The sequence below is a fragment of the Cutibacterium sp. LaCa_255 genome (genome assembly GCF_057458005.1).
Genome location: NZ_CP190956.1, coordinates 1,664,928 through 1,684,543, shown reverse-complemented (window position 1 = coordinate 1,684,543; position 19,616 = coordinate 1,664,928). Strand labels below are relative to the sequence as shown.

The following is a 19,616-nucleotide window of genomic DNA, read 5'->3' as shown; positions in this document are numbered from 1 at the left end:
GACATTGACAACGGATAATTTCAGAATTGAAGTGTAGTTACTAATACGGTTTAGTCAACTCGCTCGGAAGGGAGTGCCCAGACGATCTCCAACAGGGCGTTGCGAAGAGGTTCGGACGCATCCTCGGCCAGCAGCATTGCGGTGAGCTCGAGGGGAGGACGGCCGCTTCGCAACAGGTCTGCCAAGCGAGTTTTTGTGGTGAATTCGATCTGAGCATCATCGATGAGCGTGATGGCTCTCGTCATGAGGTCATCGGCGCAGTCTGACGAGACCGAGATGGTGGTTTCGACGACCTCGTCCAGACGATGCTGCCCGAGATCAATCGTGACGGGACGCCCTCCTGCGTGGACGCTCACGCGCCATCGTCGCATCACAGCTGTGCGTGGACCTTCGCATGGACCGATTCGCAGCCGTCCATCGGAGTCGAGGTCGAGAGGAGTCGTCCGCAGGCTGTCGTCGTCCTCAAGCAAGTCAAAGTGGCCGGCAGCGCCCGGGACGACGACCAAGGTGAGATCGGTCGTCACATCTCCCCTGGCCAGCGGGTCGGTGGCAGTCGGAATGATGGTTCCAGGCTTGGCAAGGACAGGAACCTCGTCGATAGTGCGAGACATGGTGACGAAACGCTGTGGCGAGTAGGTGAGCCCAGTGAGGAGGTCGACCCACCGAAGACCATCACTGAGAGGGGGTAACCAAGTACGCGTGGTCGCGAGTCCCGTGACGGGGTCGCGTTTGCTGGTGACCGGCCGCACCAAGAGCTGGCTGCCGAACCAGTACTCATTGCGATCGACATAGGACTCCTCCCACTCCGGGTGAGTCCAGTAGGTAGGTCGGATGAGAGGGCACAGGTCGCGATGGCCCGACAAATTCTCGCTGTGCAGATACGGGATGAGACGGTGACGCATTCGTAGGCACTGCGTCATGACCATTTCGGTTTCTGCGCAGTAGTGCCACGGTTCCTTGGACCCGAACTCGTTCTTGGTCGAGTGCAGTCGATTGATGGGGGAGAGCACCCCGAATTGCGCCCATCGAGCCATGAGCTCGTCATCGCGGGCCCCGAAGATGTGCCCACCGATGTCATGGCTCCACCAGCCGTAACCGATATTGGAGGCGGTGGCCGTGAACTCGGGCTGGAAGTCCAGAGTCTCCCAGGAGATGACGGAATCGCCCGAGAAACCAATGGGGTAACGGTGAGACCCAGGTCCCGCGTAACGCGAGAAGGTCAGCGGGCTGCGACGGCCATCCGGGCGGGGGCGTCCCGAGTCGATGTGGTGAACGTGGTTGAGCATCCACAGTGGGTCCAGTCCGGGTACCGAGCAGGTCTGTCCTTGCTGCCAGTCCACCCACCACAGATCGACTCCCTCGTCCTCCATGGGATGAAGGACGTCATCGACGTACACCGTGGCAAAGTGTGGATCGGCAATGTCAAAGGGGACGGGATCGCCCGAGTCCGGATCGACTCCCATGTCAGTGGCGACCTGTCGGTAACACTCTTCATGGCGACGGATGCCATCGGCCGGGTGCAGATTGAGGCAGGTCCGTAATCCCCGCTGGTGAAGACCGGCAAGGAAGGCACGAGGGTCGGGGAAGAGTTCTCGATTCCATGTGTATCCAGTCCAGCCATGTCCCAGAACTGGGTCGATGTCGGTGAGGTGCCAGTCCATGTCAATGACGGCCACCGACAGCGGGATTCCGTCCGCCTCGAATCGATCCATGAGGGCCTCGTACTCGTCGGCGCTGTAGGCGTGGTAGCGAGACCACCAGTTGCCCAGGGCCCATCGCGGAATAACCGGTTGCGGTCCGGTGATGCGGTAGAAATCGGCGGCTGCAGCAGCGTAGTCATGGCCGTGGAGGAAGAGATAGACATCCTTGCCACCGGAATCAGCTGGGTTGTACCGACGTACCGGTTGAGGCCATCGGGTGGATCCATCATCTTCCAGTGCGAGTGAATGAGAATCATCGAGGACGGCCCATCCCTGCGCACTCGCCACACCTGCGCCCATGTCACAACGGCCGTCGATGCAGTCGAGAGTGCGAGCGGTCCCGCCCAAATTGGTGGGGATTCCGAATGGGGTTTGCGAGAGTGGGTCATCGCCCCAGTGCCACACGGCGTGGTAATTGCCGACGCTCGTTATCGAGGCGTGCAGCCCTTCCGGGGAAAACTCCATGCCGTCGTAGCGAAGCTCGTAATACCGGTTTCGAATGACGATATGGCCATTCTCCTCATCAATGGTGTTGGTGACCTCGTGGGGCGTGCGGTCCGCGACCACCTGTGTCGGTCGGTCCTCGAAGGGCTCCGTAGGGTCGTCGCGCCACTCACAGCGAATGAGTCGATCGGTGATGAGGGTTATGCGGTAGTGATCTGTGGCAAGACAGGTTGTCTGAGGCATGGCGTCTCCCAGCGTTGGGGACTCCCACCCTAATAGCTAATGAACCGCTCTGGAGGTCATCGTGAAGGTATCGCTGAAACGTTTTACCTATTCTCCGGTTTGGCCCTAGGATGATGCTGCGCGGGTGAAGGCCATGTGCTCCCGGGCGAGGATGCCTTGTGACCTGCGCCCATCAGGGCATTCATGCTTCCGGAAGGGACCGTGGCTTCATGGGCAGGACGACGATCAAGGACATCGCCAGAGTCGCCGGTGTGTCGCCGGGCGCGGTGTCCTTTGCCCTCAATGACAAGCCTGGAGTTTCTGAGGCCACCCGAGCTCGTATCAAGGCTGTGGCCAAGGACATGGGATGGCGTCCGAACGTCGCCGCGAAGGCGTTGTCGGTCAACCGAGCCGGTGCCGTCGGTCTCGTTATCGCCCGTGACGATCGCAGTTTCGCCGGGGAAAGGTTCTTCCTGCACCTCATCGCGGGGATAGAGGAGGTTCTCACTCCTGCTCGAACCGCCCTGGTGTTGCAGCTGGTGGGCTCTCCTGAGGAGGAGTGTGAGGTCCATCGACAGTGGTGGGCTCAGCATCGTGTCGACGGTGTCGTCCTGGTCGACCCGGCCCGCAATGACCCGCGGTGGTCCCTCATGTCGGAGATCAACATGCCGTGCACCGTCGTCGGAGCCACGGAGGACACCCCGTTGCCCGGCATCCATATCGATGACGCCACTGCTGCGCGGAGCATTGTCAACCATTTGGCCGACCAAGGGCATCGTCGCATTGCCTATATCGGCGGTGACCCGACCCTCGAGCACAGCATGGTCCGACGCCAGGTCTTCGCCCAGGAGGCGGAGAGTCGCGGAGTGGTCGTCATCGAGGCAGCGGCCAGCGACTACTCCGAGCAGTCCGGAATTCAGGAGACCAGCGCTCTTCTTTCCAGGCCTGACCGTCCCACCGCCATCGTCTATGACAATGAAGTACTGACTCTGGGAGGCATCACCTCCCTGACGCAGCACCGGTTACGGATCTCTGCGGACGTCTCCGTCGTGTCCTTCGAGGATTCCCCGACATGTCGAGTGATACCGCCCGGAATCACCGCTCTGCGTCGTGATCCGTCAATTCTGGGTAGGGACGCCGTCGCGATGTTGATGAGCATCATTGATGGCCAGGACGTGGAGGACATCACCGAGCAGCCGCCTGAACTTGTCGTCCGGGGTTCCACAGGGCAGCTCTGAACGTCTGGCTGCCCCGGGAGATTGGAATGGGCCAACGACAAGACGGTCGGAACCCTTCTGGTCCTGACCGTCTCCTGAATTGGGTGTAGGTCGCTCAGCCTTTCACGCCACCGCTCTCCACGCCACGGAAGAAGACCTTCTGCATCGAGGCGAAGACGACGATGATCGGTATGAGGGCGATGATCGTTCCGGCTGCGACCTCACGCGGGTCGGTCGACATCGTTGAACTGAGGTACTGCATGCCGACGGTCAGGGTGTACTTGTCAGGATCGTTGAGGACGACCAATGGCCACAGGAAGTCGTCCCAGGCCCCGATGAAGGAGAACACCGCAACCACCGAGGCCATCCCCTTGATGTTGGGCCAGACCACGTGCCGGATCTTGTCCCATGTGTTGGCTCCGTCAACGGTCGCCGCATCGAGGACCGACGGAGGGACTGCCCGACAGGCGGTGGCCATGAGGAGAACGTTGATGGCACCGACGATACCGGGGATGGCGACGCCGGCCAGGGTGTTCGCCAGGCCCATGCCCTTGATGACGAGGTACTGGCTGGTCAGCGTGACCTCACCGGGAAGTAGGAGGACCGACAGCAGGATGCCCATGACGACCTTCTTGCCGCGGAATTTCATGCAGGTCAGTGCATAACCGGCCAGGGAGGCCAGCACGACGTTGCCGATGACGCAGACAGCGGCGACGATGACCGAATGCCAGGCGTAACTGAAGATCGGGACGACATGGGCAACGCGACGGTAGGCGTCGACGCTGAAGTCTTGGGGGATGAGATGGGGCGGGAAGGAGTAGACGTCCTCGCTGACGCCTTTGAGGGAGGTGGACAGCTGCCACAGGAAGGGGCCGACCGAGATGATGACGACGAAGATCAGCAGGATGTACCGCCCGATGAGTCCGGCAAGGGTAGGGCGGGTCGGGTCGAATGCCCGCCGGCTACGCCACGGCTTCTGCTTGGCAGGACGAGTTGCGCTGGAGGTGCTCATGCCATCGTCTCCTTCGTGGCGGCCTGGACGGCTGCTGCCCGGCGGGCACGGCGGCCAGCCTGCTTGGGCTTGTGGCCAGACCGCAGGTCCTTGTTGTTCGCCCAACCGATGGTTGCTAGCGGAATGAGGGTGAGGAAGAACAGCACGACTGACAGGGCCGACGCATAGCCGAGCTGTCCGGACAGACCGGTACCGACCTGTTTGATGATCATGACGAGACTGGAGTCCTCACCGCCTGGGCCACCAGTTCCATTCGTGAGGACGTAGAGCTCGGAGAAGATCCTCATCCCGGACACCGCAATGAGAGCGGTGATGAGAACCATGGCCGGCCTGATCCCGGGGATGGTGACGTTGCGGAACCGCTGGAAGCTGCTTGCGCCATCGAGGGCGGCGGCTTCATGGAGGTCATGGTCGACGTTTCCGAGGGCCGCGAGGTAGACGATCATGTAGTACCCGAGGCCCTTCCACACCGTCAGCAGGATCGCGCAGCCCAACAGCTTCCACCGATCGACAAGGAAGGGGATGGAGCTGTTCGCGACACCCATCCACTGCAGGGACTGGTTGATGAGACCACGGGAGTCGAACATCCAGCTCCAGATGAGGGCCACGACAACGACCGAGGCAATCACCGGGAAGTACGCCACAGTACGGAAGAACGAGATCCCGGGGATCTTCTTCTCGACGAGCAAGGCCAACAGCAACGGCAGGATCGTCAACAGTGGGATGCACACGATGACGTAGATGAAGGTTGTCGCCATGGCATTCCAGAACATGTCGTCGTGCCACAGCTCGACGTAGTTGTCGAAGCCGATGAACTCCCCGCCGACGAGGGGCCGGGTGTTCGTGAAGGACAGAATGATCGTGTTGATGAAGGGGTAGAGGGCGAACACGACGGTCCACACGACTGCCGGAGCCACCAACAACCACGGGGTGTACCAGCGGTGGGAGTTCATGGGCGCAGATCCTTGGCGGAGTAGGGGCGTTGTCAGCGGGGAGGTGAGCCGGCCCCGCATGGGGAGCGGGGCCGGCTGAGGATCACTTCGCGATGTGGTCGTTGCAGTACTTGACGGCGTTGTCGAGGGCGTCCTTGGCCTTGATGTCACCACGCATGGCCGAGGAAATCTGCTGGCCGACGTAGGTCTTCATGGCGTCGGTGTAAGCCATCGGCTCGCCGATCTGCGCATCCTTCATTTCCTCCGCGAGGGCCTCGGCAGCCTTCTTCATCTGTGGATCATCGATGACCGAGGTGAAGGACTCCGGGTTCTCGTTGGCCTCCTTGGTGCCGGGCAGGAAGCCCTGGGCCAGCTTGACGAACTCGACCTGGTTCGCGTTGTTGGTGACGTACTTGGCGAAAGCCAGCGCCAAGTTCGGGTTCTTGGAATCGTTCGAGATGCAAATGCCCTGGACGAAAAGAGGTGGAACGCCGATGCGCTTCGTCATCGCGACGTGAGGAGCGAGCTTCGGGGCGTCCTTCTTGAGGTCGATCGGGAAGGAGGCCGAGCCGGTGGTCCAGGCAACCTTGCCCTGGATGAAGAGCTTTGAGTTGCCCAGGTAGTTGTTCTGCAACACCTCCGGCGGCATGGCCTTCTTGGCATAGAGCTCGACGTACTTCTCGATGATCTTGACAGCCTTGTCGGTGTTGAAGGTGAACTTGCCGTCCTTGAAGACCTCGACGTCCTGGGCTGCGAGATCGCCGAGGGTTGGAGCGGTGGAGATGAGGGGCATCTTGCCGCCGGACTTCTCGGCCATGGTGATGGCTTGCTCGTAGAGCTCGTCAAGGGTGGTCGGCAGCTTCTTGGGATCGAGACCGTACTTCTCGAAGGCCTGGGTGTTCCACCAGTTGAGGTCGGTGCCGAGGTACCACGGGTAGCCGTAGACCCCGTCGTGACCATCGAAGGTGTAAGCATCGATGCCGCCCTTGGTGTATGTGTCGATGGTCTTGGTATCGGCCTTCTTGAGGTCCATGACCTTGTTGGCCTTGAGGAGCTGCCATGCGAAGTTCGGGGGCATGTTGACGACGTCGGGCAGTTGACCGGCGGTGGCCTGCTGCTGGACCTTCTCCTCGTAGCCCTCACCCGGCTGGTCAATCCACTTGATGGTCGTGCCGGGATGCTCCTTCTCGAAGGATTTGACGAGCTTCTCGAAGTACGGGGTGAATTTCTCGTTCTTGAGCGACCAGGTCTGGAACTGGATGCTGCCCTCGAGCTTGGCGGAAAAGTCGATGGATGTCTGGCTCGACGGCTTATCTCCCGATCCGTTCATGCCGCATGCGCTGGCAGCTAGGACAGTTGCCAGTGCGGCCGTACCACCGAGAAGTTGACGTCGGCCGATGGTGAGGTTTGCCATGCTCTCTACTTCTTCCTTGAAGGGGGTCCAGCGGGATCCGATTCCAGCGTCGGTGTCGAACCCCAGCGAACTAATACGCTTTAGTTCAGAGTGCCTGAAACGGCGTGCACAGTCAAGCTGACACACAGTTTTGGTCTGGCGTCGATCTCCGTTGTACAGTGGCAAGTCGGTCATGACCTCGTCGTGTTCCACCGGTCGAAGGGATCTTTGCGATGAATACCACCCATCGCCACCCCGACGCACACTCGGATCTCGTCATCGAGACCCATTCGCTGCGTCGGCAGGTGGGTCAGATGACCCGGATTCAACGGACGGTGCCCGCTCCGGCGGATCTCGGTGTCGACATGATCGGCGTTCCCGAGAACTCCCCTCTCGATCTCGACCTTCGGTTGGAATCGGTGGGTGAAGGAGTTCTCGTCACCGGGGCCGTCGAAGCCACCCTGAAGGGGGAGTGCTCTCGCTGTCTGGATCCCATCGAGGAGGATCTCGTCCTTGACATCCAGGAGCTGTACTTCCACCCGGACAAGGAGGCTGAGGAGGACGCCAGTCGGGTCAGTGCCGAGGAAACGATCGACCTTGACCCTGTCGTCCGTGCTGCGGTGGTGCTGAACCTGGCGTTCAGCCCGCTGTGCCGCGACGACTGTGAGGGACTTTGTCCAGACTGCGGCGCCAACCTCAACGATGACCCGGACCATGACCATCCGGATCGGATCGATCCACGCTGGGCGGCTCTGCAAGGGCTTGTCAGCGAGGATGATTCGGATAAGTCCTGAACGTTCCCCAACGGCGTCCGTGTCATACGGATGCCACATCTGAAGCACACCAAGGAGAAGATCGTGGCCGTCCCGAAGCGGAAGATGTCCCGCAGCAACACCCGGCACCGTCGTTCGCAATGGAAGACGGTTGCTACCAATCTCGTCACCTGCGCCAACCCGGCATGCGGTGAGAAGCACCTGCCCCACACCGCATGTCCCGCGTGCGGCGAGTACGGCCCGCGTGGTGATCGCCGCCAGGTTGCCGAGGTCTGAGATCAGCACCGTGAGCGCACGAAAGGACCAGAACGTCAGTTCACCCGAGTACGGGGAGTGGCCTTTCCTGGGTCTTCTCAAGGAGTTGGGGATCAGATGTGACCCCCAACTCCTTGATCTCGCGCTCACGCATCGCTCCTATGCCTTTGAGAACGGTGGGATTCCCACCAACGAGAGGCTGGAGTTCCTCGGTGACGCCGTCCTCGAGGTCGGCGTTACCGATTACCTCTACCGCGCCTTCCCGGACAAACCGGAAGGTCAGCTCGCCAAACTGAGGTCAGCCGTCGTGAGCACGGTGTCCTTGGGACGGTTGGCCCGTCGCCTCGGCATCGGGCCGCGTATCAAGCTGGGCAAGGGCGAGGAACGTACCGGCGGCCACGACAAGACGTCGATCCTGGCCGACACCACCGAGGCCCTGTTGGGTGCCGTCGAGCTGTCCTCGGGGTTGCCGGACGCCCTGCGCCTCGTCCATCATCTCTTCGATCCCCTCGTTGACGAGGCGGATCGATCCGGAGCCGGCACCGACTGGAAGACAGTTCTCCAGGAGTACTGCTCTGAGCAAGGGCTTGAGGCTCCGCGATACGACATCGTCGGATCTGGCCCGGACCACAATCGCCGCTACCGTGCCAGGGCAGAAGTGGGTGGAAAGCTGCACGCTGCCTACACCGGCCACAACAAGAAGGAGGCCGAGCAGGGAGCGGCCCAGCTTGCGGTTGCCGCACTGATCCCTCCCCGCACCGGTGCCTGAGCTTCCTGAGGTCGAGACAGTACGAGCCGGACTCGAGAGTCTCGTCATCCCCTCGGCCGTCGAGCGGGTCGACGTCGTCGATGTCCGCGGGTTGCGCCCAACCGGTGGTTCGGAAGAAGCCAGAGTCTTCGAGGCGACTCTGACTGGTCGCCAGTTCACCGCCATCAATCGCCGGGGCAAGTACCTGTGGTTCGTCCTCGACGACGGCACGGCGATGCTGGCCCACCTGGGGATGAGCGGACAGTTCCGTGTCGTCGACAGGGAAGCCCCACGGCATCGCCATACCCGTGTTGTCATTGGCCTTGGTGACGACCGTGACCTACGTTTTCTGGATCAGCGCACCTTTGGCGGACTTACTCTCGCCCCGCTGATTGACGGTGTGCCCGGGCCGGTCGCCCACATTGCCCCTGATCCCTTCGAGGATTCCTTTGACGTCGATGAGGTTGCGCGACGACTGCGCGCACGCAGGTCGACCGTCAAGCGCAGCCTGCTCGACCAGACACTGGTATCCGGTGTCGGCAACATTTATGTCGACGAAACCCTGTGGCGGGCTCGTCGTCACCCGGAGACCCCGTGCTCGCGCCTCAGCCAGCGCAAGGCTGTGGAGTTGTTGGAGACAGCGCGCGAGGTGATGTCCGAGGCGATTACCCAGGGTGGGACATCCTTTGATGCCCTGTACGTCGATGTCAATGGTGAGTCGGGGTACTTCGACCGCTCGCTGGATGCTTACGGACGGGAGGGGCTCCCGTGCAAGCGTTGCGGGACGCCGATGGTGCGGGAGCACTTCATGAACCGGAGCTCGTTCCGGTGTCCGAGATGCCAGCAGTTGCGTTGACCTCGGTGAGCGCGGGGCGACCGTGTTCTACCCGAGGGTGTGGGCAAGTTGCAGGACGCGTTCAAACTCTGGCTGCGAGGCAACATCAGCGAGTTTCGTCGTTCGCCGGATGTGTGTAGCGAGGACGAGGGACAACTCGGCGATTTCGCCGAGCGCAATGTCTCGGTCGAAGCGCGCTCGGTCGAGAGTTGTTCCCGGCATAGAGCGGATGATCTCGAACTATTGGGTGAGAAACTCTTCGCGAGCGTCTGTCGGCTGAACGTAGTAGCCACCTTCGGGCTTTTGCCAAAAGCAACGAATCGTGCGGGATCGCCGAAGTACGGGCTGATGTCAGCATGACCGAAATCGATGATTGTGGCGTCATGCCCATCCCAGAGCACATTCATCGGAAGCAGAGCGTCCTCGCACAACGTCGATGGTGCGCTCGCCGCGCGATCAGCCAGTTCGGTGAGGGCTAAGGACAGCGAGGGGAGATGTTTTGCGACCAGAGCGAATTTCTCGGCGCTGGTTCCGTTGACGTTCGTGGCGGGGGACTCTGACCAAAACCGTGCATGGAGGCCTGCCAAACTCTTCCCTGCGGCGGTTGTAGCTTCCCTGCGCAGACACTGGAGATCCTCGCCGCCTCGCTCCTCGAACGCATGCCACGTGTGGCCGTCTACAACTGCGGTTCCGAGCAACTGAGGCACAGGCAGATCGGGCTGCCCTTCAAGCCATCGCTCGTAGACGACGCCTTGGCCATCGTTGAGTTTGACCACTAGCCGCGGGTTTCCTGCGGCGAGGTAGACGTTGTACTCTTTCTCAAAGCCCAGATCGATGTACTTTCCCAGCAATTGTCGGTCGCTCAGTTCGAGGGCATTCAGTACTGGCTCCAACTCGCCTTGATCGCAGGATCGTATCGACATCCCTCTTGTCGTCACGATTCAGAGGCTACTGACTTCTGAATCGTGACAACGCTGGATTCCGATGATGTCCGGCACAGATCAGTATGCGTCGACGACCTCAGCGTCACAAAGTCGTGAAGTCGGGTTACTTCGATCGGACCCTTGACGTGTACGGAAGCCAGGGCAAGGAGTGTCGATGTTGCGGCACCGTCATCGTTCGGGAGTCCTTCGCGAACAGGTCGTCGCACCGGTGCTCCCGGTGTCAGCGCTCGCGTCGGTGACCCGGTCATGTCCGTTCCCAGACCTCGACAGGTCTTGGTACGACGACGAACAGTGGGCGAGGTCGCGGCGCGTCGAGGTGGGGAGGCCACGCCGGTGATCTGGCGGTGACCTTGGCACGAAGGTGCTCCATCTCGTAATCGAGCTGTTCAGAGGTTACGGTGAGTGACCTTCATGGCGCTGGATCGGATGTGATCCTCGTACGGCCAAAGCAGTAGCCGCGCTCAGTGACTTCGTCGGTCAGGCCTGTCAGGATCAAGCCTCCACAATCGCACGTGTTGTCTTCGCTTTCGGGTGTTGCTGATGGGCACACCCATTTCTTGGCCCCTCCTTGTCGGGCATATCATGTCGCGGGTGATCATTGACCCATCTGTACCTGCGAGACGACGCATCAAGAAGCGTCACTTCATCGAGTTCTTGAAATTCGGAATCGTGGGTGGCTCCGGATTCGTGGTCAATATCGTCGTTGCCATCATCATGAACAAGTTGAATGGTGGCACCGAGCATGCCCAGGACATCCTGTTTAACTTGGCGGGTACACGATGGAACTTCCGTTTCACCAGCCTCGTCTGGTTGGTGGGTTTTGTGGTCGCAAACGTCACGAACTTCCAGCTCAACCGATCCTGGACCTTCAAGCGGGAGCGCCGCCGCGGCTGGTGGCGCGAGTTCTGGCCCTTCTTCGCCGTGGGGTCCGTGGCAGCGATCATCGGCATGTTCATCAAGATTCTGTTCACCAATCCAACCTCCCCGATCTACCTCCCCGAGCCGTGGTTCCACGAGAGCAAGGGATTCCACTCTCGTGAGTACTGGTCGCAGATCTTCGCCATCAGCGTGACCATGCCCATCAATTTCGTCGTCAACAAGTTGTGGACGTTCCGCGCAGTCAAGCACTCTGGTGAGGTTCCCATGGTGGGTCCCACTGTTTCTCCGGAGAATCTTGACGCGGACGACTCGTCCGAGGCGCGTCAGCACGTCTGAGAGACGCCTCGCATCAGGTACCCTGAATTTTCGGTACCCCGTTGACGGAAAGGTCGTGCTCGGATGGTCGTTTTCATCATCGCGATGATTCTTATCCTGGCGGTCGCGCTGGGCGTCTGTGCCGTGGTGATGTTTGGGTTGCGCCATCCTGGTGACGATCCCGATGCGAGTTTCTGGCGTCATGCTGCCACCCGGGTCGGGGAGGATCTCAGTGGTGTCCGACGCCGTTGAGGCGTTGCGAATCCTTGGTGCCGTGATGTGAGCGGCTAGTATCGGCGGACGTGGACCTGACTTACCTGATTTGGATCATTCTCGGCATCCTCGTCCTCGTGACGGTGGTTGCCGCCGTCACCGCTGGGATCTCACGACGTAAGGCGCTTCGCGAGGGTTCCAAGCCTGCGGAGGTTGAGCCGACCCCGACCAAGGAACCCGAGGCCACTGGTGAGGAGAAGCCTGAGGCTGGTGCGACCGCGGCCCCTGCTCCTGCGACCGAGCCTGAGGCGCCGTCCGAACCCAGGGTTGAGACTCCGGAGGCTGCGGGCTCGCGGATGGCACGACTCCGTCGCCGTCTGGCCAACAGCAACAACGCCTTGGCCCGTGGTCTGGCAGAGCTCCTGAGCGCCGACAAGCTCGACGACGACACCTGGGATGACTTCGAAACCACCCTCATCACCTCTGATCTTGGCGTGGGCCCGACCACGGAACTGGTCGAGAAGCTGCGCTCGGAACTGGCGATTGACGGCGTTTCCGACCCGGCCCGGGCCCGCGGGATCTTGCACCACGAGCTGGTCGAACTTGTCGGACGAGACATGGATCGGTCCATCAACCTCGATCATGCGGAGGGTAAGCCGGCAGTCGTCCTCATGGTGGGAGTCAATGGCACGGGCAAGACGACGACCTGCGGCAAGTTGGCCCGCGTCCTGGTCGCAGAGGGCAAGACGGTCCTCCTCGGTGCCGCAGACACCTTCCGCGCCGCAGCTGGGGAGCAACTGGAAACCTGGGGGGAGCGCGTCGGCGTGCGCACCGTCCGCAAGGACGAAGGGGCTGATCCCGCCTCGGTCGCCTACGAAGCTGTTCAGGCCGGTATCGACGAAGACGTTGACGTCGTGCTCGTCGACACTGCTGGCCGTCTTCACACCAAGGCCGGTCTCATGGACGAGCTGGGCAAGGTCAAGCGCGTCATCGAGAAGCTCGCCCCCGTCAGCGAGGTCCTACTCGTTCTCGATGCGACCACCGGCCAGAACGGTCTCACCCAGGCTCGTATCTTCTCCGAGGTCGTCGACGTCTCCGGCATCGTGCTGTCCAAGCTCGATGGCTCTGCTAAGGGCGGCATCGTCGTACAGGTGCAGCGCGAGCTGGGCGTTCCGGTCAAGCTCATCGGACTAGGCGAGGGCCCTGACGACCTGGCCCCCTTTGATGCCGAGGACTTCGTCACCGGTCTCATGGGCGATGAGCCTGCTGGCCATTGACGAGAAATCCTCTGGTGACCGGTGCGTTGTTGTCGTCTGTTGCCGCATGATGGTCAGTATTCTCAGCCCTGAGCTGTGCGCTGTTGTCCTCATCGCGGCCTTCGCGCTACCGCTGGCCTTCGCCACATGGCATGCTGTGCGGGGCACGGGCAGTTGGTGGCGCAAAGCCTTGCGTGGGCTGGGTCATTTCGTGGTGATCCTGGTGGCCCAGGCGCTGTTGATCGTGGGGTCTTTCCTCCACATCAATCGTGAATACGGGTTCTTCACCAGTTGGTCAGACCTGCTCGGCGAGGCCGAGCCGGCAGGTCCGGTCCACGATCTTGTCCCGATCCGCCGTACCAAGGTCAAGGACATCCCTGTCAGCAAGGACAATCCGCATCCCAACGGGCAGCTGGTGGGGTTGACGATGCCTGGCACGGACCCTCAGTACTCTCACGTCCCGGTGTGGTTGCCACCGCAGTACTTCGAGAAGTCGGAGCAGGGCACCCGTTTTCCGGTGCTGTATTACAACGGGGGAGTCAACGACACTGGTGACCATGGCAATGTCTCCATGGACCTCATCACACCCGCTCGGGAATTGGTCAAGAGACAGAAAATCAATCCGTTCGTCATCGTCTTCCTGCCCGGTCGAATTCGTAATGGCATTGACAGCGAGTGCGTTGACGTCGGCCCGGTCTACCACGAGTCGTGGATCATGAAGACCGTCATGCCCCAAATCGAGTCGCATTACCGTGTGGGTCACGAGCGGGGATCCCGTTTCATCAGTGGGTGGAGCTCCGGCGGATACTGCTCGGCTAACCTCACCACTAAGTACCCGAAGACTTTCAATGCTGGATTCGGAATCGGCGGGTACTATCACCCCACTTTCGAAGGGGCGATTCTCAACAGCGTCACTCAGCCGCTAATTGACGATAACTCAGTGGTGCGTAGGGTGAAGGAGAAGAAGGTCGACCGCAGCGTGCGATTCCTGTCTGTTCTCAATCGCAGCGACGTGCAGAGTTGGGGTCCGGGGCGAGAACCCGCGATCATTGACGGCCAGGTTGGACCTGACGGTGGACAGTTCCATCGACTCGCCAAGGGTCACCAGCAGTTCACCTTCATCGTGCTGCACGGAGGAGGGCACCGCAACATCGTGTACATGCCCTACGTCCAGCAGTGTCTGGAATGGCTGGGCCAGTTTGGTCTGTGACCTCGCTCTGAATCATCATGTCAGACCGGGACGGTAAACTGTCCCGGTAAGGAACTAGCGCGCTGAAGGACAACCGTGTTCGACACTCTCCAGGACCGCCTCGCATCCACCTTCAAAGGACTGCGTGGCAAGGGGCGTCTCACCGATGCCGACATCGACGCCACGACTCGCCAGATCCGCATCGCCCTCCTCGAGGCCGACGTCAACCTGACGGTCGTCAAGGAATTCGTTGCGGCGGTCAAGGAACGCTGTCACGATGAGGAATTGTCGAAGGCGCTCAACCCTACTCAGCAGATCGTCAAGATCGTCAATGAGGAGCTCGTCGAGATCCTTGGCGGTCAGACCCGCACCGTCCGGTTCGCGAAGACCCCGCCCACCGTCGTCATGCTTGCTGGACTTCAGGGTGCCGGTAAGACGACCCTGGCGGGCAAGCTTGCTCGGTGGTTCAAGGAAGAGGGGCACTCGCCGCTGCTGGCCGCCTGTGACCTGCAGCGTCCCAACGCGGTCACCCAGTTGCAGGTCGTCGGTGAGCGGGCTGGTGTGCATGTCTTCGCTCCTGAGCCCGGCAACGGTGTCGGCGATCCCATCCAGGTGGCCCGTGACGCCGTCGTCGAGGCCCAACGCAAGCTCTATGACGTCGTCATCATCGACACCGCCGGACGTCTGGGCGTCGATGCCGAGATGATGGCCCAGGCTGCCGACATCAAGACGGCCACCAATCCTGACGAGACGCTGTTCGTCGTCGACGCCATGATCGGTCAGGACGCGGTCAACACCGCGGTGGCCTTCCAGGAAGGGGTCGGCTTCGACGGGGTCGTCCTCACCAAGCTCGACGGCGACGCCCGTGGCGGTGCCGCCCTGTCCATCGCCCGGGTCGTCGGCAAGCCGATCATGTTCGCCTCCTCCGGTGAGGGGCTCAAGGACTTCGACGTCTTCCATCCCGACCGGATGGCCTCACGCATCCTCGACATGGGAGACATGCTCACCCTCATCGAGCAGGCTGAGAAGGCCTTCGACCAGGAACAGTCTCAAGCCGCTGCGGCCAAACTCATGGCCGGCAAGGGGGAATTCGGCCTCGACGACTTCCTCGGGCTCATGCGCCAGATGCGTCGTATGGGGCCGATGTCCAAGATCATGGGCATGTTGCCTGGCGTCGGTCAGATGAAGGATCAGATCGAGAACATTGACGAGCGGGAGATCGACCGTATCGAGGCCATCATTTGTGCCATGACCCCGGCAGAGCGTGCCGACGTCTCGATCCTCAACGGTTCGCGTCGCGCCCGTATCGCGAAGGGCTCCGGCGTCGAGGTCCGCGACGTCAACAACCTCGTCAACCGCTTCGTCGATGCCCGCAAGATGATGAGCCAGATGGGCCAGATGATGGGTCCGGGCGCTGGCCGCATGATGGGGTCGATGGCCAAACGCGGCTCCAAGCAGTCCAAGAAGAAGCAGAAGAACCGCAAGGGTTCTGGTAACCCAGCGAAGCGCGCGGCCCAGGCCCGTCAGGCAGCCGAGAAGCCGCATCACAACAGCGGCGAGGCATTCGGCGTTCCCGGTCAGCAGCAGCCGAGCCAGGAAGATCTGCAGAAGGCGATGAGCGAGTTCAAGATGCCGCCGTCGATGCAGCAGATGTTCAACCAGACCAACAAGGGTCCGCGCTGATCTGACGTTGGCAATGCCTCACGAGGTCGTGGGTTTGACGTTTCGTCTTCTGCAGCCTCGTGCCACGATGAGGGCATGGATGAAGACACCCAGCCGCTGTTCCACACTCATACCCATGACGGGTGGACGCACACGCACGTAGCTCCTGAGGCCCAGACTGCTCCTGCCGAGGATCTGCGGATCCGGGGAGTTGTGCTGCCCGACGTGGAGGAGCGTGAGCTATGGGTTCACGACGGCGTTCTTGTCGAGGGTCCACTGCCAGGTGCTCGCACCCTCGCCGACGGTTGTTGGATCATCCCGGGCTTGGTTGACGCTCACAACCACATCGGGCTGGACGGCCATGGTGCCGTCGACAAGGAGACTGCTGAGGAACAGGCTCGCACCGAGACGAGGACCGGCACCCTCCTCATTCGCGACGCTGGGTCCCCGAGTGACACCCATTGGATTGATGATCGCGACGACCTGCCTCGAGTCATCCGCGCCGGACGTCACATCGCTCGTCCCAAGCGCTACATCCGCAACTACGCAGCCGAGGTCGACCCGGAAGACCTCGTCGCCGAGGTAGATCGTCAGGCTCGCACAGGTGACGGCTGGGTCAAGCTCGTCGGTGACTGGATCGACCGTGCTGAGGGGGACCTGGCGCCGCTGTGGCCGGCTGACATCGCGAAGGAAGCAATCGATCGTGCTCATGAACTCGGTGCCCGTGTCACGGCCCACTGCTTCTCCGAGGAGGCTCCGGCCCAGCTCGTCGACGCAGGCATCGACTGCATCGAGCACGGCACCGGCCTGACTGACGAGACCATCGCCACCATGGCCGAGCGCGGGGTCGGACTCGTCCCGACCCTGGTCAACATCGAGACCTTCCCGTCCATCGCAGCCCAGGCCGACGCCAAGTTCCCTACCTACGCAGCCCACATGCGTCATCTGCATGCTCACCGGATGGAAACCATCGGCAAGGCCGTCGATGCCGGGGTTCCGATCTACGCAGGTACTGACGCCGGCGGCACCATCGAACACGGTCTGATCGCCTCGGAGGTGCGGTTGTTGGCCGCAGTTGGAGGAGCGGAGATGGCATTGGGGGCAGCATCCTGGCGAGCTCGGGCCTGGTTGGGCGGCGAGCAACTGGGGATTGGGGACTCCGCCGACCTTCTCGTCCTCGATCGCGACCCGAGGGTGGACGTCAGAGTCCTGGAGTCTCCCATGCACATCCTGCTGAGGGGGCGAGTCGTCATTCGGTGACGGGTAGCCGGAGGAGGGGCTCGGACTCGCGTCGACGCTCTGGATGTGGCACAATACCGAGAGCTTCTGTCCGTTCGGTGCCCTCTCTAGCCGGCGGACGGTTCCATCCGAGTTCGGTTACGGTGTCCCCACATCGCAATCCGCGCTCACCCGTAACTTCCCGGGTTTCATCCCGGGCGTCTCACTACAGGAGATACCACACACGTGGCTACCAAGATTCGTCTGAAGCGTCTCGGCAAGATCCGCACCCCGCACTACCGTGTCGTCGTCATGGACTCGCGCACCAAGCGCGACGGTCGTGCCATCGAGGAGATCGGCCAGTACCACCCGAAGAACGACCCCTCGGTCATCGAGATCGACTCCGAGCGCGTCCAGTACTGGCTCGGCGTCGGCGCCCAGCCGACCGAGGCCGTCGTCGCCCTGCTCAAGCGCACCGGTGACTGGCAGAAGTTCACTGGTGACACCTCGGCCTCTGGTGTGACCCCGCAGGCTGAGCGTTCCAACAAGGATGACCTGTTCAACGCCGCTCTGGCCGAGGCTGATGAGGCCCCGCGCGAGGCCATCACTAAGAAGGCTGAGGAGCCCGCTGCCGAGGATGCTGCTGAGTCGGCCGCCGAGGAGAAGTCCGACGAGAAGGCTGAGGCCTGATCGTGCTCGCCGACGCCCTGGAACACCTCGTTTCCGGCATCGTCGCCAATCCCGACGATGTCCGGGTTCGGGAGAAGGACCTGCGACGCGGCCGGATGCTCGAGGTGCGTGTCAACCCCTCCGACATCGGCAAGGTCATCGGTCGTCAGGGCCGTACGGCCTCCTCGCTGCGCACGGTCATCGATGCCCTGGCCGGTGATGAGCAGATCAGGATCGACTTCGTCGACGTCGATCGCCGTGGTTCGGGACGCCGTTCCGAGCACCGTGGCCGTCGTCACTGAGCCGCCAATTCTCTGATACGCCAATCAATTGGCAATATGGGCCGTGGTCCCGCTTAGGTGGGGCTGCGGCCCATTTGTCGTGTTCGACACTTTTGTCCAGCCGCAGACGCGGCAGCACCCATGAGCTTCAGGAGTCACAGTGGAACAGCAGGCAACAGTGGAGGTTGTCGTCGGTCGGGTGGGACGTGCCCATGGTCTGCGGGGAGACGTCGTCATCGAGGTTCGTACCGACGAGCCCGACGAGAGGTTCGACGTTGGTGCGACAGTTTGCATCGAAGGCACGCGGCGGGAGTTGACAGTTGCCAGATCACGATGGGCCAAGGGCAGCCTGATCGCCGCCTTCAAGGAGGTCGCCGATCGGAATGGCGCCGAGGAGCTGCGAGGTTCGGTGTTGGTGGCTGACGTCGAGGCCGATGAGAAGCCAGCTGATCCAGAAGAGTTCTGGGACCGTCAGTTGCGGGGACTAGCAGTGGTTGACGAGTCGGGTCAGGCACGGGGAACCGTCAAGGACATTCTCCACCTGCCGGCCCAGGATGTGCTCGCCATCGATGTCGACGGCGACGAACATCTGGTGCCGTTCGTTCGCCAGCTCGTTCCCACCGTTGACGTCGCTGCCGGTCAGATCGTTGTCGCCAGTATCCCTGGACTTCTTGACGACGATGCCGAGGAGGCGAGGTAACGATGAGGCTGGACTATCTGTCGATCTTCCCCGGATACTTCGACGTTCTCGACATCTCCCTGTTAGGAAAGGCTGTCGACAATGGTTTGGTCGAGGTCCACGCCCATGACCTGCGCGACTGGACCCACGATCGTCATCGCACTGTCGATGACACCCCGTGCGGCGGTGGCGCCGGCATGGTCATGAAGCCTGATCCCTGGGGCGAGGCCTTCGACGGGATCATTGGTATTGAACCCGATCCGTCGGTCCACGTGATCTTCCCGACTCCCTCCGGAATTCCGTTCACACAGTCCGCTGCCCAGGAGCTGTCGACGGTTGAGCGGGTCGTCTTCTGTTGCGGACGCTACGAGGGCATCGATCACCGGGTCATCGACTACGCGCGAACCATGTGGACCGTCCATGAACTGAGTCTGGGCGACTACGTCCTCAACGGGGGAGAGGTCGCTGCCCTGGCCATCACCGAAGCTGTCGTCCGTCTGATCCCCGGATTCATGGGTAACCCGGAGTCCCTCGCGGAGGAGTCGTTCTCGCCGGGACAGGAACGACTGTTGGAGTACCCGCTGTTCACTCGACCAGTGTCATGGCGAGGGATGGATGTCCCTGAGGTCCTCATGAGTGGGCACCACGGCCGTATCGCCGAATGGAGACGAGAGGAGTCGTTGTTGCTCACTCGTGATCGTCGTCCGGACTTGACTGATTAAGACTCAGGGAGACAACGTATTCGAAGTCGCCAATACCCTAAATTCGAACCAAAAATGT

Annotated in this window: 21 protein-coding genes and 1 pseudogene; 17 read left to right on the top strand and 5 right to left on the bottom strand. The window is 61.5% G+C overall.

The annotated features are described in order from the left end of the window. Nucleotides 1-50 precede the first annotated feature (50 nt). Nucleotides 51-2,387: a TIM-barrel domain-containing protein gene (locus tag ACP8ML_RS07645; protein ID WP_117188514.1), complete on the bottom strand. Its 2,337-nt coding sequence runs from the start codon at nt 2,385-2,387 to the stop codon at nt 51-53. A 209-nt stretch (nt 2,388-2,596) separates the two neighbouring features. On the opposite strand from ACP8ML_RS07645, the gene ACP8ML_RS07640 reads away from it, so the two are divergent. Next, a complete protein-coding gene (locus ACP8ML_RS07640) occupies nt 2,597-3,604 on the top strand; it encodes a LacI family DNA-binding transcriptional regulator (protein ID WP_065674229.1) in 1,008 nt (335 codons plus the stop codon). A 94-nt stretch (nt 3,605-3,698) separates the two neighbouring features. Here ACP8ML_RS07640 and ACP8ML_RS07635 read toward each other — a convergent pair whose 3' ends face one another. The 3 genes from ACP8ML_RS07635 to ACP8ML_RS07625 form a co-directional block, all read right to left on the bottom strand. Continuing rightward, complete coding sequence (locus ACP8ML_RS07635) at nt 3,699-4,595, bottom strand: carbohydrate ABC transporter permease (RefSeq protein ID WP_065674202.1); 897 nt, start codon at nt 4,593-4,595, stop codon at nt 3,699-3,701. Continuing rightward, complete coding sequence (locus tag ACP8ML_RS07630) at nt 4,592-5,548, bottom strand: carbohydrate ABC transporter permease (RefSeq protein ID WP_117188512.1); 957 nt, start codon at nt 5,546-5,548, stop codon at nt 4,592-4,594. The genes ACP8ML_RS07635 and ACP8ML_RS07630 overlap by 4 nt, the downstream gene beginning before the upstream one ends. Nucleotides 5,549-5,630: 82 nt before the next feature. Further along, nucleotides 5,631-6,941 carry an ABC transporter substrate-binding protein gene (locus ACP8ML_RS07625; protein ID WP_117188699.1) on the bottom strand — a complete coding sequence of 437 codons (1,311 nt, stop codon included), beginning with the start codon at nt 6,939-6,941 and terminating at the stop codon, nt 5,631-5,633. Nucleotides 6,942-7,153: 212 nt separating this feature from the next. Between ACP8ML_RS07625 and ACP8ML_RS07620 the strand changes: the two genes are divergently transcribed. From ACP8ML_RS07620 to ACP8ML_RS07600, 5 genes are all read left to right on the top strand, one after another. After that, nucleotides 7,154-7,714, top strand: coding sequence for a YceD family protein (locus ACP8ML_RS07620; protein ID WP_117188509.1), 561 nt, complete (start codon nt 7,154-7,156; stop codon nt 7,712-7,714). A gap of 63 nt (nt 7,715-7,777) precedes the next feature. Then, nucleotides 7,778-7,969 (top strand): 50S ribosomal protein L32, encoded by a 192-nt coding sequence (gene rpmF / locus ACP8ML_RS07615; protein ID WP_015582493.1) that lies wholly within the window; start codon nt 7,778-7,780, stop codon nt 7,967-7,969. A gap of 10 nt (nt 7,970-7,979) precedes the next feature. Beyond that, nucleotides 7,980-8,717: a ribonuclease III gene (gene rnc, locus ACP8ML_RS07610; protein ID WP_171048532.1), complete on the top strand. Its 738-nt coding sequence runs from the start codon at nt 7,980-7,982 to the stop codon at nt 8,715-8,717. Continuing rightward, nucleotides 8,710-9,552, top strand: a complete 843-nt coding sequence (mutM, locus tag ACP8ML_RS07605) for a bifunctional DNA-formamidopyrimidine glycosylase/DNA-(apurinic or apyrimidinic site) lyase (protein ID WP_063279604.1) — start codon at nt 8,710-8,712, stop codon at nt 9,550-9,552. The genes rnc and mutM overlap by 8 nt, the downstream gene beginning before the upstream one ends. Nucleotides 9,553-9,591: 39 nt before the next feature. After that, nucleotides 9,592-9,891 (top strand): hypothetical protein, encoded by a 300-nt coding sequence (locus tag ACP8ML_RS07600; protein WP_249361180.1) that lies wholly within the window; start codon nt 9,592-9,594, stop codon nt 9,889-9,891. On the opposite strand, the pseudogene ACP8ML_RS07595 reads toward ACP8ML_RS07600, so the two are convergent. Beyond that, nucleotides 9,891-10,454, bottom strand: a pseudogene (locus ACP8ML_RS07595) (aminoglycoside phosphotransferase family protein); the annotation flags it as partial. The gene ACP8ML_RS07600 and the pseudogene ACP8ML_RS07595 overlap by 1 nt on opposite strands. Before the next feature lie 83 nt (nt 10,455-10,537). Between ACP8ML_RS07595 and ACP8ML_RS07590 the strand changes: the two are divergent. The 11 genes from ACP8ML_RS07590 (at nt 10,538) to trmD (ending at nt 19,558) form a co-directional block, all read left to right on the top strand. After that, a complete protein-coding gene (locus ACP8ML_RS07590; RefSeq protein ID WP_171048531.1) occupies nt 10,538-10,714 on the top strand; it encodes a zinc finger domain-containing protein in 177 nt (58 codons plus the stop codon). Between the two features lie 343 nt (nt 10,715-11,057). Further along, nucleotides 11,058-11,690 (top strand): GtrA family protein, encoded by a 633-nt coding sequence (locus ACP8ML_RS07585; protein ID WP_486702905.1) that lies wholly within the window; start codon nt 11,058-11,060, stop codon nt 11,688-11,690. Between the two features lie 63 nt (nt 11,691-11,753). After that, nucleotides 11,754-11,921 (top strand): hypothetical protein, encoded by a 168-nt coding sequence (locus ACP8ML_RS07580; protein WP_016665673.1) that lies wholly within the window; start codon nt 11,754-11,756, stop codon nt 11,919-11,921. 50 nt (nt 11,922-11,971) lie between these two features. Next, nucleotides 11,972-13,159 (top strand): signal recognition particle-docking protein FtsY, encoded by a 1,188-nt coding sequence (gene ftsY / locus ACP8ML_RS07575; protein WP_117188501.1) that lies wholly within the window; start codon nt 11,972-11,974, stop codon nt 13,157-13,159. A 46-nt stretch (nt 13,160-13,205) separates the two neighbouring features. Beyond that, nucleotides 13,206-14,348 (top strand): alpha/beta hydrolase, encoded by a 1,143-nt coding sequence (locus ACP8ML_RS07570; RefSeq protein WP_065674227.1) that lies wholly within the window; start codon nt 13,206-13,208, stop codon nt 14,346-14,348. Between the two features lie 75 nt (nt 14,349-14,423). Beyond that, on the top strand, nt 14,424-16,010 hold the full coding sequence (gene ffh, locus ACP8ML_RS07565; protein WP_065674195.1) for a signal recognition particle protein: 1,587 nt from the start codon (nt 14,424-14,426) through the stop codon (nt 16,008-16,010). A 75-nt stretch (nt 16,011-16,085) separates the two neighbouring features. After that, complete coding sequence (locus tag ACP8ML_RS07560; RefSeq protein ID WP_016665669.1) at nt 16,086-17,249, top strand: amidohydrolase family protein; 1,164 nt, start codon at nt 16,086-16,088, stop codon at nt 17,247-17,249. 204 nt (nt 17,250-17,453) lie between these two features. Continuing rightward, nucleotides 17,454-17,897, top strand: a complete 444-nt coding sequence (gene rpsP, locus ACP8ML_RS07555; RefSeq protein ID WP_016665668.1) for a 30S ribosomal protein S16 — start codon at nt 17,454-17,456, stop codon at nt 17,895-17,897. A 2-nt stretch (nt 17,898-17,899) separates the two neighbouring features. Further along, nucleotides 17,900-18,178, top strand: a complete 279-nt coding sequence (locus ACP8ML_RS07550; protein WP_004808588.1) for an RNA-binding protein — start codon at nt 17,900-17,902, stop codon at nt 18,176-18,178. Nucleotides 18,179-18,317: 139 nt separating this feature from the next. Continuing rightward, nucleotides 18,318-18,857: a ribosome maturation factor RimM gene (gene rimM / locus ACP8ML_RS07545; RefSeq protein ID WP_117188494.1), complete on the top strand. Its 540-nt coding sequence runs from the start codon at nt 18,318-18,320 to the stop codon at nt 18,855-18,857. Nucleotides 18,858-18,859: 2 nt separating this feature from the next. Next, nucleotides 18,860-19,558, top strand: coding sequence for a tRNA (guanosine(37)-N1)-methyltransferase TrmD (gene trmD / locus ACP8ML_RS07540; protein WP_016665666.1), 699 nt, complete (start codon nt 18,860-18,862; stop codon nt 19,556-19,558). The last annotated feature ends 58 nt before the right edge of the window (nt 19,559-19,616 follow it).